We start from the raw sequence: 12691 nt of genomic DNA on the forward strand, positions 1-12691 counted from the left end.
TCCAGAGGCTTAGCACAACCATGGTTAAACGATCACTCCGTCAGTCTTGCCTGCTCGCGTGTTTCGCGATTATTGCTGGATTCTTCGCTGCGCCTTCTTCTCTATCCGCCGCGCGTCAACCGCGCCGCCAGGTTTGCCTGCACGTTTACCTGCAGAATACGGGCAAGACGGTCGCACTTTCGGCCGGGCAGCAACTAATCGTGACGCTTCCGCTACGGCGCTACGACGACGACTACTGGTACGTGGCCCGCAATTGGGGCGGGGGCCTGAAATTGATAGCGGGGCCTGACGAGCGCCGCCCGCGAAATTGGACACCTTGGAAGGCCCGCTCGCAGGTGTTCTACTTCCAGCGGGAATCCCCGGGGACCTCACATCTGGTGCTGGAACACGCCTATTGGTCGAAGCCGATGATTATCGAGGTGGTCGATCGGTAACTGCGTGGCCGCGCGATTGCGACCGGGACCGTCCTGTAAAACTTCACGTATAGATACATACGGCCATGGCGGCCAACGTGCGATTCTGACAGCCTCGGGCGTATGCTGCCAACTGCGACACCATGCCCATAATTGCGCAACACGTTCCCATCTACGAGGAAATTCTGGCGCTGCCCGAAGTGGTCGCCGATCCGGAGAAAAAAAGAAAGGCGAATTCTTCAGCGCCCCAAGGGCGACACGCTCATTTGGCTTGTCGGGCGCAAGCTGCGTCCGATGGATGAATTCAAGATTCCTCAGCAGGACTACTGGTGGGGGGAATTTTTCGGAACCGGTCGGCCGCCGCTAACCCAGCCTGAAAAGGCGCCATCCGCTGAGGCAGACCAATCTAAGCCGGCGCGAGTGCGCGCCGCACGCTGACCTAATATTGCGACCGACCGGAATAAAACTCCGCGATGCGGCGCGCCCGTTGCGCTTCATCCATGAAATGAGGATTCTTGAGCAGCCGCGATGGCTTGCGTGAATTCCCGTCGCGCGGCGTCACCACGGAAAAGCAATCGATCAGCGATGGACCGTGATTCCAATTGACCAGTTCCTGCGACCTGCAATCGAGCCCGCCGGCGTCTCATGATTCCCGGAATATCCTGGCGCTCATCGATTCGGCGCGGTTGTCGAAGGTGTTGACGAGGCCCCAATCGGTCAACTTCGATTGCAGCCGCCGTCGTAGCCACAGACTCCGCGACATCGGTGCCGTCTTGGCGGCCGTCGGCGCCAATCGGCTGGGGCCGGCCAATCGCCTTGGGCAGCCAAATTGACTTCCGGTACGACTCGAGATTCGAGTGATGGAGGAAGGTGAACCCGCCGGGCTTTAATTTCTTGCCGAGTTGATTCAGATAGGCCGCGATTACGTCCGCCTCGACATGCACCAGCGAATCGAAGCTGAACGCGAAGTCAACGCTCCTGTCCTCAACCATCGCCAGCGACTTGCCGTCATTCACGTAGCATCGCACGTGCGGGTCCGACGCGAACCGTTCCTTGCACCTCTCGATGCAGGCAGGGGAGACGTCAACGGCGACAAGCTGCTCGCAAAATCCCTTGAGGAACTGGATCCAGCGGCCGAAGCCGGGCGCAATTTCGAGAATCGTGGACGCGGGGATGAAGCTCCGAATGCGTGGGAAGATCGAAGTCCATCACTCCAGCTCTGTTCCGCCCCATTTTACTGACCACTTGTCGCCGTCATCCTTCCAGCCGTCCGGCTTGCCCCACAAAATCAGGTTTTGCTCAACCGTTGGCATGGTACTCTACCGCTTCAATTCGGCGTTGATCGGGATGGAACGGGCAGGGCTCTTCAGGAGCCGGAGAATCCCCTTCAGGATTTAGGCCGCAATGCCTTCGAGGCGCGGCGCAGCACCCGTCGGGTCAGCCTTCTCGCGCGCGTGGCAGGGCCTTCCGCTTGCGCGTCGGCCACCCACATATGGACCCATTCAGACTCAAGTCCCTGCTCGACCTCGGGGCAGCCCGCCAGCGCCGGATTGCCGGCGATCGCGTCAGGCGATGCGAACAACACAATATTCTGGCGATACCACCACGCCACCCTTCGGTCGTCGCGGAGCTTGGGCCGGAATGGATCGAGCATCCTGAATCCTAACTCCTCAAAAATCTTCCGCCAGTAGGACAGGGGCTGACAGTTGACGTGCCCTTCGCCCCCCTGACCGGGAGGCGCTGCGGAAAACAGCACTTGCGGCGCCGCCGAGGTAAGCTGCCGCACCAAGTGCCGCGAATTGGGTGCGGGCAGATGCTCCGCAACCTCCAGGCACATGGCCAAATCGAATCGACCCGCGGGAATCTCGAATTTGCCGCTCAGATCGGTTGGACGAAAGCAATCGGCCGGAAACAGCAGCGTCGATGGCTTCAGATAGTCGCCGTCGAGTCCGACGATTTTCGCTATCCCCTGCGCCTTGAATTCGCCCAGCCATGCGCCGCGGCCGCAACCTACGTCCAGCACACTGGACGGATGAGTCAGCGCCACCACCATCGGCACGACGATTCGAGCGGAATCGCGCGCACGATCGCGTTCATACATATCTTCGGCGTAATAGTTAGCCAGGCTTTTGCGCATCAGTCCCCGCCTCTATTCTGTCTAACGATTAGCAAACAACGGCGCTGTCAGATACCATCGCGGAAGATGAATCTCTCGGATCTGCTGCCCAAACCCGGATTTATCGCGGCCAATCTGGAAAGGCGTCGCCTTCGCTCAAGCTTCGGTAAAATCTACAGGAAATTTCGCGCCTATACGATGATTCACGAAGTCAAGTACGTCAACAACTTGGAACTCTGCTTCGAGTTCAGGAAGATTTCCGGGTGCGTGGTGGAGTGCGGGGTGTGGCGCGGGGGAATGAGCGCCGGTATGGCCGAGGTGCTCGGTCCCAATAGGCACTACTTTCTGTTCGACAGTTTCGAGGGATTGCCGCCCGCGCGCGAAGATCTCGACGGTGCGGCGGCGACCGCGTGGCAAAGCAATACCAAATCACCGACCTACTACAACAACTGCGCCGCCGCGGAAGAAGAAGCTGCGGCGGCAATGAAGCTTTCCGGCGCGACTTCATTTTCGCTGGTCAAGGGATGGTTCAATGAAACGACCCCGGGGTTCGCTCCTCCTGGCGAGATCGCAGTGCTGCGGCTCGACGGCGATTGGTACGATTCCACCCGCGTCTGCCTCGAGAATCTGTACCCGCATGTGGCGCCAGGCGGAATAGTAATTGTCGATGACTATTACACCTGGGATGGATGCGCGCGCGCGGTCAATGAATTTCTTGGCCGTATCGCGTCGCCGAATGCGGTCCCAAGGCTTCGCCAGTTCCACGATCGCGCTGCCTACTTGATAAGGCCCGGTGGTCCGCAAGTGCCGGCGGACGGTTCGCTCCGCTCAAGTCCTTAGGCCGTGTCTATCGCTCGGGCGCGGTCAACCGTCTGACGACCGCCATCGGTCCGACTGCCATCATCGTCAGCCACACAGCGTTGGCTAACCGGTTTCGCATCGATAGATTTGGCTCGCGCGCCAGCGCCCTGATTCCCTTGACCAGCAGTCCAAACCGGCTGTCAGCGGCGATCGGATGAGTGGCAGGGTCCAGGCGGAGTGAGCTTATTTTCATTTTTGTCATTCGAAGCGTTGATCCAACCACTCGCGTATCCAGGTCGATTCCTTTCCTTTTCGCAGTCTTGCACAGAGTTTCGGGTAAATAGGAAGTTCCGGTCAGCCGGCGGTGGAGCCGGTCGAGATAGCGTCCGCCAAGATTGGACTCGTTCGTATCATGTATCCGGTACAGACCGAGTGATTTTCGAAGCGACACAACATCGCCGAAGAATGGCGTCAACGTCACGAGCGGTTTCTCCGCGACCGCGGTCCAGTCCTGTTCGTCCAGCGGCATCAATCTCTCGAGCGCTGCGCGATTGAACGCATTCCCACTGGACGAAGCACTTGGATATTCCCCGCAACGCCGGATGAGGTTGCGCAGATCTCCATTTGGCAGAAAGACTTCAAATTTGGGGACGCGAATTCCAAGCGGAACTTTATTCGCGTCGACCATCTCCAACTGAAACTGCACCTTTGCGATGCCGGGCCGCCACGCCTCTACCACCTCAGCCGCTGCGGTGGGAAGCAGCTCATCGTCCGCGTCGAGGAATATCACCAACTCGCCCCGGCTCGCGGTGAAGCCGGCGTTGAGCGCTGACCCATGCCCCCCGTTGCGCTTGAATACCGACGAAATCCGGCTGCCGTAAGACTCGATTACGTCACGCGAGGCGTCAGTTGAGCCGTCGTCCACGGCAATCACCTCGACGTTCGGATATGTCTGTGCGAGTGCGCTGTCAACTGCGGAGCGGAGGAATCGTCCGTAGTTATAGTTGATGACTAAGATGCTGACCAGCGGCCGTCCCGATTGCGGTGATGGCGCCGTCGCCGTGCTGACCGAACTCATCTCGCCAGCCTAATCCGTCCGCTGCAGCAGATAGGCCATTATCGGCAGCGCGACCAAAATAGATATTACGCCCGCGGCCGCGGCGCCGGTGGGGCCGTGCCATGCTGTCAATGGATAGATCGCGATCGCCAGAACCGCTGCCCGAGTGGCAGCCACGATAACGTAGCGCTCCGGTTTTCCAAGCCCGGTGAGAAAGCTTCGCCCGACTACCAGGATCCCCTGCAGGAGCCCGTAAATACACAGGACCTTGAGCGGGGGCACCGCGTGAATCCAGGCTGGTCCGAATAACCGGAGAACGACCGTCCGTCCAAAGGCGAATATGAACGCGGCGTATCCCAGCCCGACCGCAGCCACCACCCCTATCAGGGACCAGTACAGGCGCACTCTTGCGTGGCGATCCTTGCGCAGTCGCGCCACCATCGGAAACGCCACCACGGAAGTGGACATCGTAAATTCCGCGACCGGCATCTCGCCTGCGCGAAAGGCCATTTGGTAGTTACCCAGCGCGCCGGGTCCGAGCAGATGGCCCACGGTCAGATTGTCGAGTTGCTTCGCAATGAAGTCGCACAAGATACCAAGACTGAACCACAATCCGAACGACAGCATTGTCCTCGCGTGGGCCATGCTGAAACCCAGCCGCGGCCAATGCGGAAATAGCCAGTAGGTCAGAACATCCCGCACTACTGCGCCGGCGAGCAACGAGAACACCAGACCGCGCCAGTCGCGCCAGTACAGCACGGCCATCAGGCCGAATATGAAGCTCGCCGCAACCTCCGAAACGTTCAGGATGGTCACGAAATGGAAATCGAGACGTCGATAGAGAGAAATAAGGCGCGGACTCTGAATCGATTGCAGAATTGGAAGTGGAACTATCGCCCAGAAAACCGTGTATGCGTCGCCCAAATGGAAAAAGTTGCCCAGCGGACGCGAGAACACAACCAGCATCAATCCGATAATCAGGCTGCGCACGAGATAGGTCGTGAATAGAGTGTCAAGATACGGATCGATCCGATCCTCTTGCTGAATGAGCGCCTGCCCCATGCGCGGATCGCTTACCGCACTCAGCGCCGTGCAGACCAATGTCGCACTGGCGATCACGCCGAAGTCAAAGGGTTTGAGCAACCGCACGAAGACGATGTACCGCGCAACGGTGACAATCGAGGTCAGTCCGCGCGCCGCTGCGGTCCATGAAAGACCGGTGAAGAATGTTTTGAATAGAGCCTCCCTGAGTTTGAGAGAGGTTTCCTCCTGGCGGTCGCTTGCGTCCGCGGCGTTCATCTCCGGCGCCGCCTCCACCGATGGCGCGGCCCGGGTTACCGGCTCGGGGGGCATTGTGACGATTCGCTCTCCATAGCAAAACTGTGGTCCGCCACTATGCCACGTAACTGCCGTCCGGGCATAGCGGGGCAGGGCGCGGACCCGTTCCTCGAATCTTAGGGAAGTCGGCACTCTCGCCGGCCAATTCGGTCCTGTCCGGTTTCGGACAGTACCGCCAATTCCATGTCGCATCTCATCTCAACTTTGCGCCATGGAGTCTCATCGGCCTCCATCGACGCTCGAAAATCAAGTGCTCGAACAGCGGAGAATCTCGGCTAGCTCGTTCGCCAAATGAAATGCGTCATCAACGCGAAGATCGTGCGTTGTTACGCGACAGAGTGTTCCACCTTGGAACATCAGTGAGTACTGATCGATGACACACCTCCAGCGGCAGGGAAGTTGCTCTTTGAGCGATTGTGAAGTGCACATCGACTCGAGCGGGGGCAACGATCATGTCGCATCGATACCGATACTATACATCATTATCTATTACATCATTAGCTACTAGGTCATTAGCTAAATGCTCTGTTTTGGTATTACTATTGTATACTCTTTCCCTGATACGCGGATCTCCCGCCTTTGCTCAGACAGTTGTCGACGGCGGCTTGACCGCTCCGGAAGTCGGTTGGTCGTTGGGGTCTAATCTGCTGGTGAACGGCGATTTCTCGCAAGGTACAACCGGTTGGATATTTTCGAGCGCCTGCTTCAGTGTGGATCCCACCACTCTGGCGCCCAACGGCGCCGCCAGCCTGGAGTTGAGCCAACTCGCAACTTGCACCAGCCTTGCTCCGGTCGCGAAGAATTCGCTCGCGGTCATCAGTGGGCAGGAGTACACGCTGAGCGGCCAGTTTATGACTGAAAACTTTACGGGCTTGAAGTCTTACGATGGCGCGGATTTCGATCTATTCGGCTATGGCCGTTCGCCTATTATGAGCGGTACCACCGACTGGACCACCACGACTCTGCAGCATCTGACCGTCCCCTCAGGGGTGAACTCGGCTGTTCGCCTTCAGACCTACGGCCCAGTGCCGACCGGAAGCGCGTGGTTTGCAAACATGTCGCTGCAGCAGGAGATACCGCCGGGGCTACAGATGTTTCTGCTGTACCCGAACTACCGCGGAATGATGTTTTCCGATCAAAGCCAGGTCGCAAGCATGGACCTGACCGTCACTCCGACTACCGGAACCGCGCTGTCGAGCCTGCAAGTCGTAATCGACGCGACGGACGCCAGCGGCAAGATTGTCGCCAGCCAGACCGTCACTCCCGAGTCGACTGAGTTCACGGGCACTCTCGACATGACATCCTTGCCGCTTGGCACCTACCAGGTTGCGGGAATACTCGAGGATTCCAGCGGCAGCGTGTTGATGACGCAGAGCCCCTACGCGATCGTGAAGCTTGACGCATCGGTGCGCGCGGGCATGAAGGCGTGGATCGACCCGGCTAATCTCGCGCATTTCATCGATGGCAATCCTCACTTCGTGCTTGGAATCTACGACACGACCGGTTATTCGGACCTCTCGGCTTACTACGCGACGCGGCTTGCCGCGATCGCGCTGGCGCCGATCAACATGATTATCAACTACTACATTACCAATGCCCCGACGAGGGCGATTATCGCATACACTACTGCGATGAAGCAGTTTGGGATTTCGTTTCTGCCCGATGTGGCCGCCTTCTATACGGGGCTTGCAGCCTGGCCTGCCGGCCCCGCCAAAGAATTTGGAACCGAGGATCAGGACACGCTGATTTCCGATTACGCGGCGGCATTGTCGTCCGACTCCGGGGTGGTCGGATACTACGTTGGCGACGAGCCCGCGATCAGCCGGCAGCCGGAAACGTTCAACCAGTATGGGCTGATCAAGGCGCACGATCCGTCGGGCTTCAACCTGGCGGTGCTCAACCGCCCGCTCGACCTCCCGTTGTGGAAGGACACCGTCGATATTCTGGGCGTCGATGCCTATCCCCTCGCCCAGGCCACCGGAAACGATCTCGCCGAAGTTGCCGATCGCACTCGCGCCGCGTATCAGACCGGGCACGGCTCGCGCCCGGTGTGGACCGTCATCCAGTTTTTTCAATTGGACCTGGAATCCGCTTGGCCGACCCAGCAGCAACTGCACGATATGAGCTGGATGGCGATCGTCGAGGGTGCGACCGGCCTCTTTTATTGGGAATATGGCCTGCGCGGTCTCTCGTACGTGAAAGACCCGGTCGAGCACGCGGCGCTTTACCAGGAGCTGATCAATGTGACCACCGAGATCAAATCGTTGGAGCCGGTGCTGCTCAGCCCCGACGCCGCGGTGATCACCGCGAACTCCGCGGCGGGCACCGTGTTCACCAAGACCAAGATCGGCGCCGACGGAACCCGCTACCTGTTCTCGTACAACTACACCGCGTCGGGGGTCACCGCCGAGTTCACGCTTGCGCAGCCGGCGGCCAGCATTATCGACGACGACACCGGAGTCAGCACTGCGCCGGACTCCAGCACGACCTTCTCCGAGGCATTCGAGCCTTACCAGGCGCATGTCCTTCTCATCAGCAATTCCGCTCCGGCGCCGACGCCCATTCCAAGCGCGACGCCGACGACCGCCGCCACCGCGACTCCCACTGGGTCCCCAACGCCAGCGCCAACCTCAACTGCCACGGCGACTTCAGTTGTTACGGCAACTCCGACTCGTACCGCAACGTCGAGTGCGACTCGAACAGCAACCATGACCGCGACTATCACAGCGACTGCGACCAAGACGGCGACTGCGACAGCAACGCCAACTGCGACTCGGACCGCAACGGCGACGGCCTCCGCGACGCCCACCGCCACGCCCACACCCGGCGCATTGTCGATCTCGCCTAAGAAATTGAAATTCGGAGCTCATAGACTCGGCACCATGAGTTCAGCCAAGACTTTGAAGGTGACCAACGCCAGCGGCGTAGCGGTGAAAATTGCTGGAATGTCGGTTACCGGCGACTTTGCGCAAACCAATACCTGCGGCGCCAGCCTGGCAGCGCGCAATTCATGCCGTATCCGCGTCACTTTCAAGCCGACCGCCACGGGGAAGCGAACCGGCCACTTGCCGCTCAACGACAACGCCATCAATAATCCGCAGGTGGTTGATTTGAGCGGCACCGGAAACAGCTAGCGGTTCCTCAACGCGGACCATGCGAGATTGCTGATCGACGCGGGTGATCAGCGCCCCCCCCGATCCCTGCTTCAAGAAGACCGCCTCAAAGTCGGCCTTCCCGTCTGACTGTATTCAAACGATACACTACAAACTGTCGATTTTTGATGACTTTCAGGCATCCTTTTAGCCCACCTTGTGCCCTATTTACTTATAGCGGATATTTTGTGATAATCCCGCGCTAATTGCCCAAGCTTGGTGGTTCTTCAGGCACGGCGGCGAAGGGACTACGCAAGGCTGTTTCGGGCTTTGCGCGAGTCCGCCGTTTTGGGATCGAGCGAAAACGGGAAGGGGAAAATATGCAATTGATCAGTCAAACTCCCCGCGGAACCGCGGGTCGCATTGGCGCTATCGTCCTGAAATCTCTGCTCGTCATCCTCGTGCTGGCGCTTCCAATAGCGGCGGAGGCACCGGGCGTATGGACGATTTCCGCCAGTCTCAACACCGCGCGCGCCAATCACGCCGCCGGGATGCTTCCGAACGGCGAGGCGCTGATCGTCGGCGGCACCGGCAGCTCCGGCGCGCTAACGAGCGCTGAAATTTACAGCCTGTCGGGCAATACTTTCACAACGCTGCCGACCGGCCTTAATCTCGCCGTCTCCGGTCTGACTGCGACGGTGCTGGGCGACAACACCGTCCTGCTTGCGGGTGGACTTAACGGTTCAGGCGCGCCGGTTGCCACGGCGGAACTGTACAATCCGTCGCTGGGCGCATTCGTCACGCTGCCTGCGATGAATACCGCGCGCAGCCATCACACCGCCACGCTGCTCCAGGACGGCACCGTGCTGATCGCCGGCGGGGCCGGCACGTCGGGACAGCTCGCCAGCCTTGAGATCTACAATCCGGTCTCGCAAACATTTTCGGTGGCGACGGCCAGTTTGCACAGCGCGCGGCAGGATCATACTGCCACGATCCTCGCCGACGGCACCGTGCTGATCGCCGCCGGCTCGAATTCTTCCGGTCCGCTTGCCAGCGGCGAGATTTACAATCCCGCCACCGGCGCCGTCACCGAGACCGGAAGCCTCAACGCGGCGCGCACGCTGGCGAGCGCATCGATGCTGTACGATATGAATGGCGACGTGCTGATTGAAGGCGGCCGGGATGCCGCCGGCAACGACCTGGATACGGCCGAGGAGTTCGATCCCACGACCGGTACTTTCACCACGCTCACCGCGCAGATGAAGACCGCGCGCAGCGGCCACCTCGGCGTGACTCTGCCTTACAACGGCAAGGTGTTGATCGCGGGCGGCACCAGCGCGGGCGCGCCGGTCGCCGCGACCGAACTTTACGATCCGATTGTCAGCGACTTTGTCGACAACGGCGAGATGAGCACCGCGCGCGATGAGTTCGCGGCCAATTTCTTTGCCGTGCCTGCGGTCGGGCAGGTGCTGCTGAGCGGCGGACTCGACGACACCGGCGCTCCGCTCGCGCTGGCCGAGACGTTTTCCTATCAGACCATCCGCACCGACCAGCCCGACTATCCGCCGGGCTCGCCGGTCATCATTTACGGCGCCGGATTCGCACCCGGCGAGACGGTCATCACCCAGATTCAGGAGTCCGATGGCGACAACACCGAACTGACCGACAGTGCGGATTCTACCGGCTCATTCACCGACTACAATTACTATATCGAAGACACCGACGGCGGCGTGACATTCGTGATGACGGCGACCGGGGCGACCTCGGGACTGACCGCGCAGGATCGCTTCACCGACCATATCGCTTCCGTCACGGTAGCGGTGGTAACCGGCACGGTTACGGCCGGAAACCCCGCAAGCTATACGGCCTATTGCACGCAAACCGCAAACGAGGTCACTAGCGCCACTTACACCACTGCCGCTACCGGCGGACTTGTGAACTCCAACACGGCCCCGACTGCGTGGAACGCCGGAACCGCGCCGTACCTGAAGCCCGCCGGCGCAGGTTGGTCCTTCTCTCCGAATCCCATTGATCCGGGAGGCGATGTTACGGCTTGCGGCTCCGGCCACAAGTCGACGCTGACGATCACCACGACGTGCGGCGGCGCCAACAACACCCCTGCGGGAACCTATCACTTTTACGTAGCCGGAGAGGGGAACGACAATCACTACACCACGAGCTCCTCACAAACCCTAACGGTCAATGCGTGCGCCCAGACTCTAACAAGCATCGCCGTCACACCATCACCGGTCACGGTCACCGCAGGCAATCCTGCGGCTTACACGACTACGTTGACGACCAACGGCGGTGGGGGTGCGCTTAGCGCAGCTTTGAGCGTGACGACCGCGCTGCCCACAGGCGTCACCGCAACGTTCGTCCCGAATCCTATTTCGAGCGTACACAACGGCAGCACGTCAGCACTGACGCTCACCACCACCTGCGGCGGCGCCAACAACACCCCTGCGGGAACGTATCCCTTTACCGTGCAGGCCGTGGCGGACACGACCAAGACCACCACCGGCACGCTGGTCGTGAATACGTGCGCGACCACCACGACGCTGACTTCAAGTCTGAATCCGTCACCGTATGGTCAGTCGGTGACCTTCACCGCGACCGTGACGAGCAGCGGAAACCCGGTCACCTGCGGCACGGTTACGTTCGATGACGGGGTCACGCCGATAGCGACGGGGGTGCCTCTGGGCAGCCCAAGCTCCGACCAGGCGGCCTACACGACCTCGTCGCTGGCGATGGGTAACCACTCGATCACGGCCGTCTATGTTCCCAGCGCGTGCCTTTACATCGGCAGCACGTCGAATGCCGTTACTCAGGCCGTGTATACACCGCTGAAGGTCACGCCGTACTCGGTAATCTTCGCATACTCGGTGGTTGGTCAGGATACCGGCACCGGCACGACCACGTCGCCAGCCAGGATCGAAACGGCAGCAAATGAGTCCGCGAACCCGATCCACATGGGCACCGTTACGGTCAGCCCCTCGCAATTCGCGATAGTGGCCGATCATTGCTCCGGCGTGACGCTTGCCCCATCCGGCGGCAGCTGCACTGTCAGCGTCAATTTCACCGCTAACGCGGCAACGACCTTCACCGGAACGATGAGCTTTCCCTCGAATTCTCCCGGAGGCACGAAATACGTGTCGCTCAAAGGCACTGGCATAAGCGGATTGATCAACCAATCGCTTACCGTCAATTTTCCCAACACCGTGGTGGGCAATACCAGCGCGGCCAAGACTGTGACGATGAGCAATCCCAATCCCACTCCGGTTGAGCTCACCGTGACCAGCATCGCGTTGGTCGATAGCTGCGGCATACAGGTCAGCAGCGATGGCTGCAGCGGAGCGATCCTGGGGCCCAAGGGATCAATTGGACCGATTCCACCACGGGCTACGTGCACGATTGGAGTGAGATTTGCTCCGACTTCGCCCGGCCCGTGTTCGGAAACCCTGACGGTCAACAGTGACGCCGGAAACAGCCCTTCGATGATCACGCTAGTAGGCAACGGCACGCTCGTGGCGCCGACGTTTTCGCCGAATCCGCTGAAATTCGGCAAGGTGACGGTCGGTACGCCCAGCACTGTGTCCGTGAACGTAACCAACCCGAACCCAGAGCCGATGACTTTCAACCCGCCTTTTACCATCAGCGGCGGCAGTGGTGAGTTCAGCGTGGCAAGCACGACGTGCACCGGCAGCGTTGCCGGCACCTGCACGATCGACGTGACCTTCACGCCGTCGAGAACCGGCATCCAAAGCGGAACCCTGAGCGTCTTTGACAACGGGGGGACCGGCACTCAGAACGTCGCAGTGAGCGGCACGGGATACTAAAGGATTCGCGCGGTCGCGCTCCTAAAAAAGGAGCGCGA

General features: G+C 60.0%; 8 protein-coding genes. 4 read left to right on the forward strand and 4 right to left on the reverse strand.

What is annotated here, in order from left to right; genetic code table 11:
* Positions 1-20 precede the first annotated feature (20 nt).
* Positions 21-434 (forward strand): hypothetical protein, encoded by a 414-nt coding sequence (locus VIO10_RS01320; protein ID WP_331958200.1) that lies wholly within the window; start codon positions 21-23, stop codon positions 432-434.
* Positions 435-907: 473 nt separating this feature from the next.
* Here VIO10_RS01320 and VIO10_RS01325 read toward each other — a convergent pair whose 3' ends face one another.
* Together VIO10_RS01325 and VIO10_RS01330 are read right to left on the reverse strand one after the other, a co-directional pair.
* Complete coding sequence (locus tag VIO10_RS01325) at positions 908-1612, reverse strand: class I SAM-dependent methyltransferase (RefSeq protein ID WP_331958216.1); 705 nt, start codon at positions 1610-1612, stop codon at positions 908-910.
* A 188-nt stretch (positions 1613-1800) separates the two neighbouring features.
* The gene (locus tag VIO10_RS01330; RefSeq protein WP_331958202.1) at positions 1801-2550 is read right to left on the reverse strand and encodes a class I SAM-dependent methyltransferase; all 750 of its coding nucleotides are present in this window, start codon (positions 2548-2550) and stop codon (positions 1801-1803) included.
* Positions 2551-2616: 66 nt separating this feature from the next.
* On the opposite strand from VIO10_RS01330, the gene VIO10_RS01335 reads away from it, so the two are divergent.
* Positions 2617-3369 carry a TylF/MycF/NovP-related O-methyltransferase gene (locus VIO10_RS01335; RefSeq protein WP_331958204.1) on the forward strand — a complete coding sequence of 251 codons (753 nt, stop codon included), beginning with the start codon at positions 2617-2619 and terminating at the stop codon, positions 3367-3369.
* A gap of 7 nt (positions 3370-3376) precedes the next feature.
* Here VIO10_RS01335 and VIO10_RS01340 read toward each other — a convergent pair whose 3' ends face one another.
* Positions 3377-4408: a glycosyltransferase family 2 protein gene (locus VIO10_RS01340; protein WP_331958206.1), complete on the reverse strand. Its 1032-nt coding sequence runs from the start codon at positions 4406-4408 to the stop codon at positions 3377-3379.
* Between the two features lie 9 nt (positions 4409-4417).
* Complete coding sequence (locus VIO10_RS01345) at positions 4418-5740, reverse strand: oligosaccharide flippase family protein (RefSeq protein WP_331958208.1); 1323 nt, start codon at positions 5738-5740, stop codon at positions 4418-4420.
* Between the two features lie 617 nt (positions 5741-6357).
* Between VIO10_RS01345 and VIO10_RS01350 the strand changes: the two genes are divergently transcribed.
* Both VIO10_RS01350 and VIO10_RS01355 read left to right on the forward strand, forming a co-directional pair.
* A complete protein-coding gene (locus VIO10_RS01350; protein ID WP_331958210.1) occupies positions 6358-8859 on the forward strand; it encodes a choice-of-anchor D domain-containing protein in 2502 nt (833 codons plus the stop codon).
* Positions 8860-9197: 338 nt separating this feature from the next.
* Positions 9198-12653, forward strand: a complete 3456-nt coding sequence (locus VIO10_RS01355; protein WP_331958212.1) for a kelch repeat-containing protein — start codon at positions 9198-9200, stop codon at positions 12651-12653.
* Positions 12654-12691: the final 38 nt, after the last annotated feature.

Source organism: Candidatus Binatus sp. (genome assembly GCF_036567905.1).
In the GTDB taxonomy this organism is placed as follows: Bacteria; Desulfobacterota; Binatia; order Binatales; family Binataceae; genus Binatus.

What these genes read in the sequence shown, in the direction of transcription:
- VIO10_RS01320 (WP_331958200.1), top strand. Translation starts at nt 21, where the DNA reads ATGGTTAAACGATCACTCCGTCAGTCTTGCCTGCTCGCGTGTTTCGCG.
- VIO10_RS01330 (WP_331958202.1), bottom strand. Translation starts at nt 2,550, where the DNA reads ATGCGCAAAAGCCTGGCTAACTATTACGCCGAAGATATGTATGAACGC.
- VIO10_RS01335 (WP_331958204.1), top strand. Translation starts at nt 2,617, where the DNA reads ATGAATCTCTCGGATCTGCTGCCCAAACCCGGATTTATCGCGGCCAAT.
- VIO10_RS01340 (WP_331958206.1), bottom strand. Translation starts at nt 4,408, where the DNA reads ATGAGTTCGGTCAGCACGGCGACGGCGCCATCACCGCAATCGGGACGG.
- VIO10_RS01345 (WP_331958208.1), bottom strand. Translation starts at nt 5,740, where the DNA reads ATGCCCCCCGAGCCGGTAACCCGGGCCGCGCCATCGGTGGAGGCGGCG.
- VIO10_RS01355 (WP_331958212.1), top strand. Translation starts at nt 9,198, where the DNA reads ATGCAATTGATCAGTCAAACTCCCCGCGGAACCGCGGGTCGCATTGGC.